The organism is uncultured Salinisphaera sp., from assembly GCF_964012375.1.
GTDB lineage: Bacteria > Pseudomonadota > Gammaproteobacteria > Nevskiales > Salinisphaeraceae > Salinisphaera.
The window spans coordinates 1-16937 of record NZ_CAXGSH010000087.1 but is presented as its reverse complement, the minus strand read 5'-3'; the positions used below and the strand labels follow the sequence as shown (position 1 = coordinate 16937).

The following is a 16937-nucleotide window of genomic DNA, read 5'->3' as shown; positions in this document are numbered from 1 at the left end:
GTGCGCTGACAAAGGCGCCAAGGGCCAGATACTGGGTGATCTGGCGATCGCCGGGCCATAGCGCGATGGCGGTACCGCAGCCAAGAATCGGCACGCCGGCGAACGCGGCCGGGATCGCCACCGCCCACGCGTGGCCCCAACCACTGGCCAACCAGAACAACCCCACCGCCAACGGTATCAACGCGGCGAGCTGCCAGCGGGGTTGGTCGCGCATGGCTTGCTGTTCGCTCATATGATCAACCTGGCATTGAACGGTCTGGAATACGGTGCGCGGCGACGTCCATCAAATGGAAGGTGAAGGCCGGCACGGCACGCCGTTGCACGTTCGCTTCGCTATGGGCCGATGCACGCATGCACCCGCCGGGCCACCGGTCGGCGATCAAGCGGTCAATAACGCTGCGCCACGGCAAAGATGACCACGCCGATCAGCGCGACCAGCAATACGCCCTGCCCCAGCCACAGCGCGGGGTGACGCTTTTGCACCAGCCAGGTCGACAGAGCGGCCGCCGCAGTAAAGCCTGCGGTGACCAGCGCGATCTGTACGACATGGTCGAAATCCCCGCCGGCATCGGCTACCAGCTGCGGGTAGGGCCACATCATCAGACAGACCACCGCATAGAGCAGCGTCGTCACCGCGCCGATGCCCAGGGCAGCCCAGTTGAGAAAAGACAGAAGTTTCAGCGTCGGTCCCCGTGCTACGGATCGAACAGCGCACGATGAGACCGTGCGCCGTGGCATAGTACGACGCCCTGCCAATCAACGTCCATTCGATGTCCGAAATGTCCGAATCCCGTGTTGTTTTCGCCCACGGCAAGGAGAGCGGTCCCTGGGGCAGCAAGATCCAGCATCTGGCAGACATTGCGCGCGCCCATGGCTTTGCCGTCGAGAGCCTCGATTACAGTGATCTGATGGACGCAACTGCCCGGGTCGAACGCCTGCTGGCGCATGCGCCCACCGGCGCGCCACTGGTGCTGGTCGGTTCCAGCATGGGCGGCTATGTTGCAGCGATGGCCTGCCAGACGCTCGCCCCGGATGCACTGCTACTGATGGCGCCCGCGCTCTACCTCGAGGGCTATCCCGGCGATCCGTCCCACTGTCCCGACGATACCGTGGTCGTCCACGGCTGGGACGACGATATCGTGCCGCTCGAGGGCAGCTATGCCTTCGCCAGTGCGAGGCGCGCGGCCCTGCATGTCGTCGCCGATGGCCACCGCCTCGGCGAATCGATCGAGCTGATCGGCGACCTGTTCAGCGCCCAGCTGCAGCGCGCGCTCGATCGCGGTTGACCACGCTCTTGAGCGCCTTGGCACGCTGGCCGGCATACACCCGCTGTGCTGCCCGCGCGCAGTCGGCAATCAGCCGTGGCCCCTGATAGATCAGCCCCGTATACATCTGCAGCGCAGTAGCCCCGGCTTCGAGCTTGTCGGTCGCATCGCGCGCGCTCTGGATACCGCCCACGCCGATGATCGGCAGCGTTGCGCCCAGGCGCGCATGCAACGCGGCAATCACCCGCGTGGCCTGCGCGCGTACCGGCACCCCGCTCAAGCCGCCGGCCTCGCGAGTCCAGCGTAACGGCACCCCGTCGCGGGCGATTGTGGTATTCGTGGCAATCACGCCGTCGATACGGTGGTGAAGCAGGCGATCGGCAATCGCATCCAGCTGTGATTCGGTCAGATCCGGTGCGATCTTGACCGCCAGCGGGACGTAGCGCGACTCGGCCTCGGCCAGGCGGTCGCGCTCTTCGCACAGCGCGCCCAGCAGCTCATCGAGGCTTTCCCGCCCCTGCATATCGCGCAGACCCTTGGTGTTGGGCGAAGAAATATTGATCGTCACGTAGTCGGCAATGGCGTAAACCGACTTAAGCGCGGCCAGATAATCGGCCACCGCCTGTTCCGGCGGCGTGATCGCATTCTTGCCGATATTGATGCCCAGCGCGGTCGTGCCCTGCCGACGCTTCGCGCGTTCCACCAGCGCCGCGACGCCGTCGTTGTTGAACCCCATACGGTTGATCAAGGCGCGTTGTTCGGGCAGACGGAACAGGCGCGGCCGGGCGTTGCCCGGCTGGGGCTCGGGCGTGACCGTGCCCACTTCGACAAAACCGAAACCCAGGGCCGACAGGCCGTCGATACAACGGCCGTCCTTGTCCAGGCCAGCAGCCAGCCCGATCGGGTTGGGCAGCTGCATACCCATGAGATCGACCGGCACGTGCGGCATCTTGTCGGCATAGATTCGCTGCACCAGAGCGGTGCTGCGCGACAGCGTGCCCAGGGTCAGGTCGTGTGCCGTCTCCGGTTCCAGCGCAAACAACGCACGCCGGGCGAACGCGTACATAACCGCTCCTGCAGATCGAAACAATGAAATCTATCCGAACGCCTATTGTGACGGCGATTCACGGCCCGTGCGAGTTCGCAGCGCGACGTCAGCCGGCCCGCGCTTGCCGACCCGTCGCGCCATTAGGGCCACCCGGCCTGCAAAAGCGCGTAAAATATGGCGTAATGACGGCAACAGACACGCAAACGTCGATTCCGGCCAGTGGCGGCCCGACTCCGGGCACGCGCATAAGCGTCGCCCCCATGATGGCCTGGACCACGCGCGAACAGCGTTACTTCATGCGCCAGATTACCCGCTCGGCCCTGCTCTACACCGAGATGGTGACCACCGGCGCGTTGATTCACGGCGATCGCGAGCGATTTCTGGCCTATCACGCCGACGAACACCCCGTCGCCCTGCAGCTTGGCGGCAGCGATCCCGCGACCATGGGCGACTGCGCCGCCATGGCCGAGGACCACGGCTACGACGAGGTCAACATCAACGTCGGCTGCCCGTCGGATCGGGTTCAGAATGGCACCTTCGGCGCCTGTTTAATGGGCGAGCCAAAGCGCGTGGCCGACTGCGTGGCAGCGATGAAGGCCCGGGTTTCCATCCCGGTGACGGTCAAGACCCGTATCGGCATCGATCATCAGGACAGCTACGAATTCCTGCACGCGTTCGCCAGCGCCGTTGCCGCGGCCGGCGCCGACGCGCTGATCGTGCATGCGCGCAAGGCCTGGCTATCCGGGCTCAGCCCCAAGGAAAATCGCGAGATCCCGCCGCTGGACTATGCGCGCGTGCATGCGCTCAAGCGCGACTTCCCGGCCCTGCCCATGAGCATCAATGGCGGCTTCGTGGATCTGGATAGCGCCGCTGCCCAGCTCGCCCACGTCGACGGCGTGATGATCGGCCGCGAAGCCTACAAGAATCCGTACGTGATGGCGGATGTCGACCGGCGCTTCTTCAACGCCAACGCGGCGGTACCAAGTCGACGCGCGATCGTCGAAGCCACGCGCGGCTTCATTGCCGATCATCTGGCAGCCGGCGGCGCGCTCAAGGACGTTACCCGCCATATGCTGGGTCTGTATCATGGCCAGCCGGGCGGTCGGGCCTGGCGACGCGTGCTCTCCGAGCAGGGTCATCGAAAGGATGCCGACCTGAACGTTCTCGATGCGGCACTTGCGCGCGTCGAACCAACCGAGGCCGTTGCCTGATGAAGTTGCTCGCTACTGTTTTCCTTTCCATCGCGCTCTGCGCGCCCCTCGCGTTCGCCTTCGGCGACGCCAGCAAGGATGATTCCATGGTTGTTATGCATACCAATCTCGGTGATATCACGATCGAGGTCTTCGAAGACGATGCGCCCAAGTCGGCCGCGAATTTTCTGCAGTACGTGCGCGACGGCTTTTACGACGGCACCATCTTCCATCGCGTGATTCCGGGCTTCGTGATTCAGGGCGGCGGTTTCACCGAAGACTATCAACAGAAGAAAACGCGTGACCCGATCGTCAACGAGGCCGACAACGGCCTGAAGAACGATCGCGGCACCCTGTCGATGGCCCGCACCAGCGATCCCAACTCGGCCACCTCGCAGTTCTTCGTCAACCTCACCGACAACGCGCCGCTCAACCCGAGCCGCGGCAATGCCGGCTATGCAGTGTTCGGCAAGGTCACCGACGGCATGGACGTGGTCGACAAGATCGCCGCCGGCCCGACCGGCTCGGCCGGCCCGTTCCGTCAGGACGCGCCCCAGAACCAGGTCGTGATCGAGACCGCCGAGGTCGTCGAAGACTAGTCGAGGGTGGCGGTTCATCTACTCGCCGATGTCCATCTGACCGGCGACGACGACCCGAACACCGAACGCCTGATTCGTTATCTGGACGGCCCAGCCCGCGCGGCCGAGGCCGTCTACGTGCTGGGCGACCTGTTCGATGTATGGGTGGGCGACGACGGTTCCCTGCCCGTTCATGCCCGCGTGATCGACCGTTTCGCGGCCCTGGCCCGAACCGGCGTGCCGCTGTATTTCATGCGCGGCAACCGCGATTTCGCGGTCGGGGAAGCGTTCGTGGCCGCCAGCCATATGCAGATCCTCGACGACCCGCTGGTGGTCGACCTGCAAGGCACGCCGACGCTGCTGTCGCACGGCGATATCTTCTGTACCGACGACACGGCCCATCAGGCCTTTCGTGCCCGCTATACCGATCCGCGCTGGCGCGCGCGCATGCTCAAGATCCCGCTATGGCTGCGGCGGCGCATTGCGCGGCGCGCACGCAAGCGCAGCATGCGCGGCAAGGCGAGCAAGCCGGCCCACATCATGGACGTCAACGCCGATGCCGTACGCCAGGGCCTGCAGACGCATGGCGTGTCGCGGCTCATTCACGGGCATACCCATCGCCCCGATAGCCATCGTTTCGATATCGATGGCCAGGTCTGCGAACGCATCGTGCTTGCAGACTGGCGCCCGGAGCGGGCCGAGGTGCTCGTCGCAAACGGCCACAGCATCGAACGCCTGGATGTGGCGTAGCAGCCGCTCTGCGCGCGCGCGATCGGCCGTGGTAATGTGAAATCCTCTCATTTCACAACCAAACCACAGCATGAGCCAGTACACCTTGATCACGGGCGCCAGTTCCGGGATCGGCGAAAGCCTCGCCCGTGAGTATGCCGAAAGCGGCCACGACCTGATCCTGACCGCGCGTCGGACCGATCGATTGGAAAAGCTTGCCGGCGAACTGCGCGAGCGGCACGGCCGCAGCGTCGAAGTGGTCAGCGCGGATCTGGGCGATCCCAGCGGAGTGGCCGAGCTGGCCGATACGGTGATCGCTCGCGACTGGGGCCTGCAGGGGCTGGTCAACAACGCCGGCTTTGGCGATAGCGGACCCTTTGCCAAGCGCCCGCGCGAAAAACAGCTGGCCATGATTCAGGTCAACGTCACCGCGCTGGTGGATCTCACCCATCGGCTGCTGCCGCTGCTTCAACGGGCCCAGGCACCCTTCATCCTCAACGTGGCCTCGGTAGCCGCCTTCCAGGCCGGCCCCAACATGGCGGTCTACTACGCCAGCAAGGCGTTCGTGCTGTCGTTTTCGGAAAGCCTGGCCGAAGAGCTGCGCGGGCGTGTCTCGGTGAGTGCGCTCTGCCCCGGCCCGACCGATTCCGAGTTCGCCGAACGCGCGGAGGCCAGCAAGGCCAAGCTGTTCAAGATGGGCACGATGACCAGCCAGCAGGTCGCCGAAATCGGCGTCAAGAATCAGAACCGCACGATCGTGATACCGGGCGTGCGCAACAAGATGATGGTCTGGAGCGGCAAGGTCACGCCGCGTGCGCTGCTGCGACGCGTGGCCTATCGCATCAATCGCTGACCGCGCCTATGAATGGCGCTTGGCGAGCCAGTCCAGTTCGTTTTCCGAAAACCGGGCTTGCCGCCGGGCGGGAAAGTTGTACGGGCCCGGCGGGCCGCCGTTCATGTATTCGTCGAGCAGCTGGGTAAAGGTGCTGTCCGGCTCGAGCCCGCGCGGCTCGGCGCAATAGCGAAACCAGCGGGTGCCGATTTCTACATGCGGCACTTCTTCTTCGAGAATGACTTCCAGGATGGCGACGGTTTCATCGTCGCCGGCCTGGCGCAGTTTCTCGATCATGCCTGGGGTAACGTCCAGGCCTCGGGCTTCGAGCACGCGTGGCACCAGCGCCATGCGAATCATCACATCGTGGGCGGTCTTGACCGCCATTTCCCACAGGCCGTTGTGGGCATCGAAATCGCCGTAGGTGAAACCGTAGTCGGCCAGCCGATTGTTGAGCATTTCGAAATGGCGCGACTCGTCGGCCGCCATGCTCAGCCAGTCGGCATAGAAGGCCGCCGGCATACCGCGAAACCGATAGGCCGCGTCCAATCCGAGATTGATGGCGTTGAACTCGATATGGGCAATTGCATGGATCAACGCCGCCCGCCCGGCCGGTTTACCCAGACCCCGCTTGGCCAGCCGGGCCGGATGCACCAGCGCCGGCGCGTCCGGGCGCCCCGGTACGACCACGGGCTCCGGGGTGCCGCCGGCATCCGCCAGCGCCGAGCTATCCGCCGCGTGCAGCGCCCGTGTCGCCGCGCATTTCTGCGCGGGGTCGCGCATCATCAGCGCGGCATGGACATCGTCGATAAGCACGCTCAGTCGAGACCGCGGGCCAGATCGGCAATGATGTCTTCGACGTTCTCCAAACCCACCGAAATACGAATCACGCCCTCGCTGATGCCCGCCCGGGCTCGATCCTCGGCCGAGATCCGGGCATGGGTGGTACTCGCCGGGTGCACGATCGTGGTTCGCGTATCGCCCAGATTCGCGGTGATCGAGAGCATGCGCGTGGCGTTGATCAGCTTGAACGCGGCTTCGCGGCCGCCGGCCACCCGCAGCGATAGAACGCTGCCGAAGCCGCCCGGCTGCTGGCGCGCGGCCAGTTCGTGCTGGGCATGCGAGGCCAGTCCCGGGTAATAGACGTGTTCAACGCCCGGCTGTGCGACCAGCCATTCCGCCACCTGCTGGGCCGAACGGCAGTGCGCCTGCATGCGCACTTCCAGCGTTTCCAGCGCCTTGTAGAACAGCCAGGCGTTGAACGGGCTCATGGTGGGCCCACAGGTGCGCAGAAAACGAAACACCTTGTCGCCGACGATGTCGGCATCGCCTACGACGGCACCGCCGAGCGCCCTGCCCTGGCCATCCAGAAACTTGGTCGCCGAATGCGTGACCACATGGGCGCCGAAGTCCAGCGGCCGCTGCAGGGCCGGCGTACAGAAACAGTTGTCGACCACCAGCAGCGCATCGTTATCGTTCGCGATCTCGGCCAGCGCGGCCATATCGACGATTTCGGTAAGCGGATTGGAGGGGGTCTCCACGAACAACATGCGCGTAGCCGGCGTGATCGCGGCCTTCCAGGCGTCGATGTCTTCCGGCGACACATAGCTGGTGGTGATGCCGAGCTTGGCCAGATAGTTGTTGAACAGGCCGATGGTGGAGCCGAACAGCGTATGCGCGGCCACGATATGGTCGCCGGCTTCCAGCGTGGCCAGACAGGTGGCCAGGATCGCGGACATACCCGAGGCCGTGGCCACGCAGCACTCGCCGCCTTCCATGGCCGCCAGGCGCTTACAGAAAGCGTCGACCGTGGGATTGGTGAAACGCGAATAGATATTGCCCGGCGTGTTGCCGGCAAAGCGTTCCGCACATTCTTCGGCCGAATCGAACACGAAGCTCGACGTCATGTAGATGGCGTTGCTGTGCTCGCTTTCGGGCGTGCGATGGGTGCCGGCACGCACGCCGCGTGTGGCCGTACCCCAGCTTTCGTCGAATTCTTCGGTCATGGAAAATCTCCAGGCAGACGGTTTCGGGCACAAAAAAACCCGCAGTCGCGATGCGATGCAGGCTTGCAGTCCCCGGACCGTTTAGCGGAATTTCAGGCCGGCCAACAGTTACGCGCATCCGCCGCGCCGCCGGCGATTTTCTGCAGGCCAAGGCGCAGTGCGCGTCGTGTAGCGTGCTACATGAGCGAGCTGCAACGCTGGAATGCTGAAAATCGCCAGCGGCCCGCAGGGTTGCGCTCAAAATCCCGCCAAGCGGCGTTAGTCGTCGCTCATTGGATGAAACCCAATTTCGCTCCTCTTGCCTTGCTTGACCGAATTTTGCGCAGCAACGCGGCGATGCGATTAACTGTTTGCCGGCCTTAGGGCGCCCGCAAGCTGTTACAAATCGGCGCCTGTGCATTATGAAACCACCGGGCGCCGCGATCAACCATGGACACGCGGCGCCCGTTCATGTCGGCGCGCCTGGGGAGGCTCTGCATTCCCTAGCCGTCGTTATGCAGTTCCAGCACGGCGTTATCCTTGGCACGCCGGTCTTCGCGGGCGGCGTCGGCGCGGAACAGCTCCAACTGCTCTAGATAGGAAGCGCTGATATCCGCGGTCACGTACTCGCCGGTGAACACGGAGTCGTCGAAACGCTCCAAATCGGCGTTGCCGACGTTGACCGAGCGCACCAGATCTTCCATGTCCTGATAGATCAGCTTGTCTGCGCCAATGATTTCGGCAATCTCTTCTTCGCTATGACCATGGGCGACCAGCTCGGTCGCGCTCGGCATATCGATGCCGTAGACGTTCGGGTAGCGCACCGGCGGCGCGGCCGAGGCGAAATAGACCTTGCGGGCGCCGGCGTCGCGCGCCATTTCGATGATTTGACGCGAAGTCGTGCCGCGCACGATGGAATCGTCGACGAGCAGCACGTTCTTGTCGGCGAATTCGAGATCGATGGGGTTGAGCTTCTGGCGAACCGATTTCGCCCGCTGCTGCTGGCCCGGCATGATGAAGGTCCGCCCGATATAGCGGTTCTTGATGAAGCCTTCCCGGTACTTCACGTCCAGCTGGCTGGCCAGTTCCACGGCCGCGGTGCGGCTGGTGGAAGGAATGGGAATGACCACGTCGATATCGTGATCGGGCCATTCGCGCTGGATCTTTTCCGCCAGATACGTGCCCATGCGCAGACGCGCCTTGTAGACATAGACGTCGTCGATCACCGAATCAGGACGTGACAGATAGACATACTCGAAGATGCACGGCGCATAGCTGGGGTTGTCGGCGCATTGCTGTACGTGAATCTCGCCGTCGAGGGTGATGACCACGCACTCGCCCGGATTGATATCGTCGATGAGTTCGTAACCCAGCGCATCGAGCGCCACCGACTCGGAGGCGATCATGTAATCGGTACCGGCCTCGGTTTCGCGCTTGCCGTAGACCACGGGCCGGATACCGTGGGGATCGCGAAACCCGACCATGGCGTAGCCGGTAATCAGCGCCGTGGCCGCATAGCCGCCGCGACAGCGCCGGTGCACGGCCGCGACCGCCTCGAAAATGTCCGAGGGTGCCAGCTGCAAGCGTTCGCTGCGCATCAATTCGTGCGCGAATACGTTGAGCAGGATTTCGGAATCGGAATCGGTATTCAGATGACGCCGATCCGAGCGGTAAAGTTCTTCCTTGAGCTGGTCGGCGTTGGTGAGATTGCCGTTGTGCGACAGGCAGATGCCGTACGGCGTGTTCACGTAGAACGGCTGCGCCTCGGCGCTGGTATCCACCCCCGCGGTAGGGTAGCGCACATGCCCCACCCCGGCGTTGCCCTGCAGGCGCAGCATGTGGTCGGTACGAAATACGTCGCGCACCAGCCCGTTGTCCTTGCGCAGGAACAGCCGGCCACCGCTGGTGGTGACGATGCCGGCCGCATCCTGGCCGCGGTGCTGCAGCACCGTCAGGGCGTCATACAGCTCCTGGTTGACGGGGGTATGAGAAACGATGCCTACAATGCCGCACATAGCGAGACCAGTTCAGATAGAGGATGAAGAATCTTCAGCCGGCGCCGCCGGCTCAGGATAGGTGATCGCGCCGGCCAGATCCGGCGGCAGGAAATCGCGCACCCAGAGCGCGCCGTCCTGTAGATGGGCGATGAATATCGACTGCTGCCACCACGCATCGCGCGGTACCGGCGTCACGCCTGCAAGCAGCACCAGCACGATCAGTACCGCCACGCCACGCAGCACGCCAAACAGGCCGCCGATCGCGCGGTCGGTACCGGCGAAACCGGTCTGGTTCACCAATCGGCCGATGACGTAGTTCAAGACCGCTCCCAGCAGCAGAACCAGAATGAAGATCAGGCCGAACGCCACCGCCAGACGGGCCGAGCCCACGGATATCCAGCCCTGCAGCAATGCTGCACCCGTATCGGCGAAGGAGAACGCTAGATAGAAAGCCAGCAGCCAGGTTGCAAGCCCGATGGCTTCGCGCAGAAAGCCGCGGAAGAAACCGATGGTCGCAGACAGCGCGACCACGGCCAGAATGGCGATATCGACCCAGATCATGGCACCCGTTCAAACCGGCCGGACCCGGGTAGTCTAGCAAACACATACCCGGCCCGACCGCGCATGATCACTCGGCGCGGCGAACCAGCGTCGCGCGCCCCGCTCGCCGCAGCTGCGCCGCCGCCGAATTGGCCGCCGCCTCATTTTCGAACGGCCCCACGCGCACGCGATAGTAGGTGGTGCCGTTGACGTCGCCTGCGCGATAAAACGCCTTGAATTCGCCGTTGAGCTCACGCGCGACTTTTTCGGCGCTTGCCTCGTCACGAAAACTCGCCACCTGCACTACATAGCCACCCGAGAACGAGGCATTTTGGCGCAGAGAGCCGCCATTGTTCGACGCCGACGCTTCGGCGGTCGCGCCGGCCGGCTCGGAGGGCGCTTCGGCTGCGGGCTCAGGTTCGGGCTCGGCACGTCGCGCCGGCTCGCTACGAACCGGGGTGCGCTCAGCCACGCTGGCCGGCGACACGGCCTCGGGCAGGTCCGGCGTCTCGACCTCGTCCGGCGCTTGCTCGGCTTCACGACGTTCGCCTGCGGCGACGCTGCTGGCTCCGTCCACGTCGTCGCGCACCGGGGCGTCATCGTCGCCCGCGCTGGCCGGGCGCGCCTCGCCATCCGGGGCGACTTCGTAAACGCGCATGGCCTGCGTATCGCCGTCGTCGCCTTGCATGCAGCGCGCCAGCAACAACGGCAGCGCAATGCCCAGAACGACCAGAACCACGGCTCCGACAACTCGTTTTTTCATTACATCCTTCATGACGGCATTGGCCTCCGGGCGTGCGCCACGGTAAGAAAGGAACCACACACGACCAGGCGATCACCGGGCTCACTCGCCGATTGCGCCGCACTCAACGCAGCCGCCGGCGACTCGTAAAGCCCACCTTCGATACCGGCACGACGGGCGAGTTCCGATGCGCGAAGACCGCGCGCGCCCAACGTATCCAGGCCTGCGAAATAGAATCGCTCGGCCACCTTTTCAAGGTGTGCCGCCACCGTTTCGACCGGTTTATCAGCGAGCATACCGAGTACTACATGGGTGCGGCCCGATATCCGCTGGGCCGCCAGTTCCCCGGCGAGCACGGCGACCGCCTCGGCGTTGTGGGCGACATCGTAGATGATCGGTACCGCGGCGTCGACGCGTTCGCGCCGCCCGACCAGCCGCGCCTGTGCACGACAGGCGCTATCGATCGCAGCCGCGCCCGGCAGCGTATCGGTGAGCGCATCGACCACGGCCAGCGCGCCGGCCAGATTATCCGCCAGCACGCCGGGCACCCGCGACAGTTCGCGCCTGTGGCCGCCACGATGAAAAGACCAGCCCCCGCCCACGTATTCGATATCGAAGGCTTCGCCGATGCCTTCCAGCCGTGCACCGATGTTGTCTGCATGGCGCGCCAGCGACGCCGGCGGCTTGCGATCGCAGCAGATGGCCGGGCGATCCGGACGCATGACGCCCGCCTTCTCGTAGCCGATGCTTTCGCGATCGTTGCCCAGCCAGTCGAGATGATCGAGCCCGATGTTGGTAATCAGCGCGACGTCGGCATCGACGATATTGACCGCGTCCAGGCGTCCACCCAGGCCGACCTCGAGCACGGCATAGTCCACGGGCTCGGCGTCGAACAACCACAGCGCGGCCAGGGTGCCGTACTCGAAAAACGTCAGCGACGTATCGCCACGCGCGGCCTCTACCGCCTTGAACGCGCGCAGCAGCGCGACATCCGACACCGGCGCGCCGTCGATACGAAATCGTTCGTTGTAGCGCCACAGATGTGGCGAGGTATAGGTTCCCACGCGCGCGCCATCGCCGAGCAGCTGCTCGATAAGCGCGGCGCAGCTGCCCTTGCCGTTGGTGCCGGCCACGATTACGCGCCGGGCCCGGCCGGTGGGCACGCCCAGGCGATGGGCCACTTCGGATACCCGCGCCAGGCCCAGCTCCATCTCGCTGGCGTGCAGCGTGAGCTGCCAGGCCAGCCAGTCGTCGACGCTGCCGTCGAGCGGCGCAGGTTCGCTCACGTTACATCGGCGGCCTGTTCCGGCGCGGCATCGTAGTGCATGAAGACGGAGACCACCTTGTGGATGCGGTCACGCAGGTGCCGGCGCTCGACGATCATGTCGACCGCGCCGTGCTCGAGCAGGAATTCGCTACGCTGGAAGCCTTCCGGCAGCGTCTGCTTGACCGTCTGCTCGATGACGCGCGGCCCGGCAAAGCCGATGAGGGCTTCCGGCTCCGCGACGTTGATATCGCCCAGCATGGCATAGCTTGCCGCCACGCCGCCCATGGTCGGATGGGTGAGCACCGACACGAACGGCAGGCCACGATCGGCCAGACGTGTGAGCGCGGTGCTCGTCTTGCCCATCTGCAGGAGCGAAAACAGGCCTTCCTGCATGCGCGCCCCGCCGCTGGCGGAAAAGAATATGAACGGACAGTTGCGCTCGATGGCCCCGTGCACGCCGCGCACGAAGGCTTCACCGACAACGCTGCCCATGGAGCCGCCCATGAAGCCGAAGTCGAGGGCCCCGGCCACCACCGGCATCTGCTTGAGCGTGCCGGCCATGACCAGCGCCGCTTCGCGTTCGCCGGAGTCCTTCTGCGCCTGGCTCAGGCGCTCGCGATATTTACGGCTGTCGCGAAACTTGAGCGGGTCGCGCGGCTCGATGCCCAGCGCCAGCTCTTCACGATTGTCGGGGTCGAGAAACAGATCGAGGCGCTTGCGCGCGCGCAGGCGCTGGTGCGCGTTGCACTTCGGGCAGACCTCCAGCGAGCGCTCCATCTCGGCGCTGTAGAGCACCGCACCGCAGTTGCTGCACTTGGTCCAAAGGCCTTCCGGGACCGTGCTTTTCTTTGCCGCCGAGTCGTTTCGCATCTGCGACGGCATGAGTTTTTCGAGCCAGCTCATGCGCGGCGTGCCTCCTCTTGCATATTGTCCTGTTCGTCGATCGCGCGACGCATGGCCGACAGGGTATCGCGTAACGCGGCCCGGGTGGCGTCGCGGTCCGCGCCGTGTTCGGCGATCTGGCGCACGAGCGCACTCCCGACCACCACGGCATCGGCCACCCGCGATACATCGGCGGCGTTTTCCGGCGTGCTGACCCCGAAGCCTACCGCCACCGGCAGCTCGGTTTTGGCGCGAATACGTTCAATGCTCGCAGCCAGCGAGGATACGTCCAGGCTCGCCGAGCCGGTCACGCCCTTGAACGACACGTAGTAGACGAAACCGCCCGCGTTGGCGCAGATCTTTTCGATACGCGCTTCGCCGGTGGTCGGCGCGATCAGGCAGACCGCGTCGAGCCCGGCGCTTTCCAGCGTGGGCACGATATCCGGTGCCTCCTCGGCGGTCATGTCGACGATAAGTACGCCGTCCACGCCGGCCTTGTGCGCACGCTCGGCGAACGTGTCCAGGCCCATGCGATCGATGGGATTGAGATAGCCCATCAGCACGATCGGCGTTTCATTATCGCGCTGGCGGAATTCGGCCACCACGTCCAGCACGCCGGACAGGCTCATGCCGGCCGCCAGGGCGCGCTCACAGGCGCCCTGGATGACCGGCCCGTCCGCCATGGGGTCGGTAAACGGTACCCCGACTTCCAGCACGTCGGCGCCGGCCTCGACCAGGGCATGCATGAAGCCCGCGGTCGCGTCCGGTGCCGGATCGCCGGCGGTGAGATAAGGGATCAGCGCGCTGCGCCCCTGCTCGCGCAGCGTACCCAGACGGCCTGCCAGGCGGCTCATAGCGTTTCTCCTGCGGCCTCGGCGACGCTCGCCATATCCTTGTCGCCGCGGCCGGACATGTTCACCAGCACTACCTGGTCCGGCTTCATCGTGGCCGCCAGCTTCTGTGCATAGGCCACGGCATGTGCGGATTCGAGCGCCGGCATGATGCCCTCGATACGGGTGCACTCATGGAACGCGTTCAGCGCTTCGGTATCGGTGATGTCCACATAGTGCGCGCGCCCGATATCCTTGAGCCAGGAGTGTTCTGGACCCACGCCGGGGTAATCCAGCCCGGCGGACACCGAGTGCGTGCCGCTGATCTGGCCGTTGTCGTCCTGCATGAGATAGGTGCGGTTACCGTGCAACACGCCCGAACGCCCGGCCGACAGCGGTGCCGCATGGCGGCCGGTGGCCACCCCGTCGCCGCCGGCTTCGACGCCGTAGATCTCGACCTCTTCGTCGTCGAGAAACGGATAGAAGATGCCGATCGCATTCGAACCGCCGCCTACGCAGGCGACCAGCGCATCCGGCAGGCGGCCGAGGCGTTCGAGCATCTGGCGTCGGGATTCGCGCCCGATCACGGCCTGAAAATCGCGCACCATGGCCGGATACGGGTGCGGGCCGGCGACCGTACCGATGATGTAGAAGGTATCGTCGACGTGCGCCACCCAGTCGCGCAGCGCTTCGTTCATGGCGTCCTTGAGCGTCTTGGAGCCGGACTCAACCGGGCGCACCTCGGCGCCCAGAAGGCGCATGCGATAGACGTTGGTGGCCTGGCGCCGCATGTCTTCGCTGCCCATGAACACCACGCACTCAAGCCCCAGCCGCGCGGCCACGGTCGCCGTTGCCACGCCGTGCTGGCCGGCACCGGTTTCGGCGATGATGCGCTTCTTGCCCATGCGGGCAGCCAGCAGCGCCTGACCGATGGTGTTGTTGATCTTGTGGGCGCCGGTGTGGTTCAGGTCTTCGCGCTTGAACCAGATCTGGGCGCCGCCGGCCTTCTTCGACAGCCGCTCCGCGTGGTAGAGCGGCGTCGGCCGGCCCACGTAGTCGGCCAGGTCTTTATCGAGCGCGGCCATGAAGGCCGGATCGTTGCGCGCGGCTTCATAGGCTGCGGACAGCTCATCGAGAGGCGCCATCAGCGTTTCGGCCACGAAGCGACCGCCATAGGGCCCAAAGTGGCCGCGCGCATCGGGCATATTGCGCCAGGCGTGGACCAGCGGTGTACCGGGGTCGAGCTGCTGGGGTTCAGGTGTATTCATACTCTTCAAGCCTCTGTTCGATCGAAAAGCCCTGGCGGGCGTCGCTCGTCAATCCTTGTTCGTCGCTTCAGGCCGGGCCGGCATGCTCGCCTTGGCGGCGCTCGATCCCGCCCGGCCGGGCGCGGCTCACGGCAGCACAGAAGGCACGCACCTTTTCGGCGTCCTTGACGCCGGGTGCGCTTTCCACGCCGCTGCTCACATCCACCGCATACGGCTGAAAACGGCGAATGGCTTCACCCACGTTGTCGGCATGCAGCCCGCCGGCGATGATAATCGGCATATCGGGCATGACAGCCTCGCGCTGCCAGTCGAAGGTCTTGCCACTGCCGCCGGCAGCGCCAGCGCGGTTGGCGTCGAGCAGCAGCCCTTGCGCATCGTGATAGTAATCGGCCCAGGCGCGCGGCTCGACGTTTTCCTCGCCCATCGGCACGCTCTTGAGAAACGGCCAGGCATAACGACGACAGAACTCGGCAGTTTCGCGGCCATGAAACTGCAGCGCATCCGGGCGCAGCTGGTCGAGCACGGTCTGTACCGCGGCCGGCGCCGGCTCGAGAAACAGCGCGACCCGCGCCACGAACGGCGGCAGCTGGCGGCTGATGGCACAGGCCTGCTCAACGTCGATCGCCCGCGCGCTGGCTTCGTGAAAGACGAACCCGATCGCATCCGCGCCCGCATCCACGCTGACCAGCGCATCTTCCAGACGCGTGATGCCACAAATCTTGATGCGTACTCGTTTCATAGCCGTCGCCATGGCGAATGGGCCGTGTCTTGCCAATACGACAGTTTACCAGCCGTCGTCATCCAGCGCCGGGGCCGGCAGATCGAATTCCGGCGGATAATGAACGCGACGTAGCGAAAGCCCCTGCGCCGGTGCAGTCATGCCAGCACGGCATCGGTCGCCCTCGACCAGCAACTGGGCGATCCAGTCGGCCGGGTACTGGCCGCGCCCGATCGGCAACAGGCTGCCCACGATATTGCGCACCATATGATGCAAGAAGGCGTTCGCATGCACGTCCAGGCGTACCCAGTCGCCGCGGCGTACGACATCGCAACGGGTGAGTTCGCGCCAGGGCGTCTTGGCCTGACAGGCAGCGGCACGAAACGCGCTGAAATCGTGATAGCCCAGCAGATGCTGGGCCGCCTTGTGCATGGCGGCTTCGTCGAGTCGGTGGTGGGAATGATAGGCACGGTTGCGCCACAGCGCACTGGGCGCGGTGCGATCGAGAATCCAGTAGCGATATTCGCGCGCGATCGCGCCGAAACGCGCATGAAAATCGGTCGATACCGGAATGACCCACTGCAGCGCGACATCGTCGGGCAGATAGCGATTGGTACCGAGCAGCCACGCGCGCTGGCTACGTTCGACATCGGTATCGAAATGCACGATCTGGCCCTGGGCATGAACGCCCGTATCCGTGCGCCCGCTGCAGACGGTACGAATCGGCGCCGCGGCGAGGCGCGACAAGGCGGCTTCGAGCGTGTCCTGAACGCTGGCCGCGTGCGGCTGGCTCTGCCAGCCGTGGTAGGCCGAGCCGTCGTATTCGACACAGGCAGCCCAGCGCATCAGCACCGGGCCTCGCCGACACACCGGGCGGGGCGAACCGCGCCGGTCGAACAACGTACGCCGAATAAGCCTCTGCGCCTGCCCGGCCTTCCAGGTGTTGCGGGCAACGATATCGAGCGGTCTGCCAAGCGCATGGGCCCTGCGTTTATGCGGCTGTATTCAGCGAAAAAAAAGGATCACGCCATCGCCACCATGGCGACGAGGCGCGCCAGTATGAACA

At 65.0% G+C, this 16937-nt stretch carries 18 protein-coding genes and 1 pseudogene; 5 read left to right on the top strand and 14 right to left on the bottom strand.

Annotation, left to right across the window (positions count from 1 at the left end; all coding sequences use genetic code 11):
• Together ABNU97_RS14170 and ABNU97_RS14165 are read right to left on the bottom strand one after the other, a co-directional pair.
• Window positions 1-232: pseudogene (locus tag ABNU97_RS14170) on the bottom strand (hypothetical protein); the annotation flags it as partial.
• Window positions 233-387: 155 nt separating this feature from the next.
• Entirely contained in the window at window positions 388-633 is a 246-nt protein-coding gene (locus ABNU97_RS14165) for a hypothetical protein (protein WP_348767338.1), read from the bottom strand.
• Window positions 634-770: 137 nt separating this feature from the next.
• Between ABNU97_RS14165 and ABNU97_RS14160 the strand changes: the two genes are divergently transcribed.
• Window positions 771-1286, top strand: coding sequence for a YqiA/YcfP family alpha/beta fold hydrolase (locus ABNU97_RS14160; protein ID WP_348767337.1), 516 nt, complete (start codon window positions 771-773; stop codon window positions 1284-1286).
• Here ABNU97_RS14160 and ABNU97_RS14155 read toward each other — a convergent pair.
• Window positions 1249-2331 (bottom strand): quinone-dependent dihydroorotate dehydrogenase, encoded by a 1083-nt coding sequence (locus ABNU97_RS14155; protein ID WP_348767336.1) that lies wholly within the window; start codon window positions 2329-2331, stop codon window positions 1249-1251. The two genes, ABNU97_RS14160 and ABNU97_RS14155, sit on opposite strands and share 38 nt — an antisense overlap.
• A 164-nt stretch (window positions 2332-2495) precedes the next feature.
• Between ABNU97_RS14155 and dusA the strand changes: the two genes are divergently transcribed.
• The 4 genes from dusA (at window position 2496) to ABNU97_RS14135 (ending at window position 5663) form a co-directional block, all read left to right on the top strand.
• Window positions 2496-3524, top strand: a complete 1029-nt coding sequence (gene dusA / locus ABNU97_RS14150; protein WP_348767335.1) for a tRNA dihydrouridine(20/20a) synthase DusA — start codon at window positions 2496-2498, stop codon at window positions 3522-3524.
• An 86-nt stretch (window positions 3525-3610) separates the two neighbouring features.
• Entirely contained in the window at window positions 3611-4102 is a 492-nt protein-coding gene (locus ABNU97_RS14145) for a peptidylprolyl isomerase (RefSeq protein WP_348767334.1), read from the top strand.
• Window positions 4103-4108: 6 nt separating this feature from the next.
• A complete protein-coding gene (locus tag ABNU97_RS14140; protein WP_348767333.1) occupies window positions 4109-4831 on the top strand; it encodes a UDP-2,3-diacylglucosamine diphosphatase in 723 nt (240 codons plus the stop codon).
• 70 nt (window positions 4832-4901) lie between these two features.
• Window positions 4902-5663 (top strand): SDR family oxidoreductase, encoded by a 762-nt coding sequence (locus ABNU97_RS14135; protein ID WP_348767332.1) that lies wholly within the window; start codon window positions 4902-4904, stop codon window positions 5661-5663.
• A 6-nt stretch (window positions 5664-5669) separates the two neighbouring features.
• On the opposite strand, the gene ABNU97_RS14130 is transcribed toward ABNU97_RS14135, so the two are convergent.
• The 11 genes from ABNU97_RS14130 to truA all read right to left on the bottom strand — a co-directional run bounded on the left by ABNU97_RS14130 (window position 5670) and on the right by truA (window position 16717).
• Window positions 5670-6464, bottom strand: a complete 795-nt coding sequence (locus ABNU97_RS14130) for a ferritin-like domain-containing protein (RefSeq protein ID WP_348767340.1) — start codon at window positions 6462-6464, stop codon at window positions 5670-5672.
• Entirely contained in the window at window positions 6461-7648 is a 1188-nt protein-coding gene (locus tag ABNU97_RS14125; protein WP_348767331.1) for an O-succinylhomoserine sulfhydrylase, read from the bottom strand. Before ABNU97_RS14125 ends, ABNU97_RS14130 begins: the two co-directional genes overlap by 4 nt.
• Before the next feature lie 482 nt (window positions 7649-8130).
• Window positions 8131-9642, bottom strand: coding sequence for an amidophosphoribosyltransferase (gene purF / locus ABNU97_RS14120; RefSeq protein ID WP_348767330.1), 1512 nt, complete (start codon window positions 9640-9642; stop codon window positions 8131-8133).
• A gap of 12 nt (window positions 9643-9654) precedes the next feature.
• Window positions 9655-10185 (bottom strand): CvpA family protein, encoded by a 531-nt coding sequence (locus ABNU97_RS14115; RefSeq protein ID WP_348767329.1) that lies wholly within the window; start codon window positions 10183-10185, stop codon window positions 9655-9657.
• A gap of 67 nt (window positions 10186-10252) precedes the next feature.
• The gene (locus tag ABNU97_RS14110) at window positions 10253-10927 is read right to left on the bottom strand and encodes an SPOR domain-containing protein (RefSeq protein ID WP_348767328.1); all 675 of its coding nucleotides are present in this window, start codon (window positions 10925-10927) and stop codon (window positions 10253-10255) included.
• An 8-nt stretch (window positions 10928-10935) separates the two neighbouring features.
• Window positions 10936-12192 (bottom strand): folylpolyglutamate synthase/dihydrofolate synthase family protein, encoded by a 1257-nt coding sequence (locus ABNU97_RS14105; RefSeq protein WP_348767327.1) that lies wholly within the window; start codon window positions 12190-12192, stop codon window positions 10936-10938.
• Window positions 12189-13076 carry an acetyl-CoA carboxylase, carboxyltransferase subunit beta gene (gene accD, locus ABNU97_RS14100; protein ID WP_348767326.1) on the bottom strand — a complete coding sequence of 296 codons (888 nt, stop codon included), beginning with the start codon at window positions 13074-13076 and terminating at the stop codon, window positions 12189-12191. The genes ABNU97_RS14105 and accD overlap by 4 nt, the downstream gene beginning before the upstream one ends.
• Window positions 13073-13909 (bottom strand): tryptophan synthase subunit alpha, encoded by an 837-nt coding sequence (gene trpA, locus ABNU97_RS14095; protein WP_348767325.1) that lies wholly within the window; start codon window positions 13907-13909, stop codon window positions 13073-13075. Before trpA ends, accD begins: the two co-directional genes overlap by 4 nt.
• Complete coding sequence (gene trpB, locus ABNU97_RS14090) at window positions 13906-15090, bottom strand: tryptophan synthase subunit beta (protein WP_348767339.1); 1185 nt, start codon at window positions 15088-15090, stop codon at window positions 13906-13908. The genes trpA and trpB overlap by 4 nt, the downstream gene beginning before the upstream one ends.
• A gap of 130 nt (window positions 15091-15220) precedes the next feature.
• Entirely contained in the window at window positions 15221-15892 is a 672-nt protein-coding gene (locus ABNU97_RS14085) for a phosphoribosylanthranilate isomerase (RefSeq protein ID WP_348767324.1), read from the bottom strand.
• Between the two features lie 45 nt (window positions 15893-15937).
• Window positions 15938-16717, bottom strand: coding sequence for a tRNA pseudouridine(38-40) synthase TruA (gene truA, locus ABNU97_RS14080; protein WP_348767323.1), 780 nt, complete (start codon window positions 16715-16717; stop codon window positions 15938-15940).
• Window positions 16718-16937: the final 220 nt, after the last annotated feature.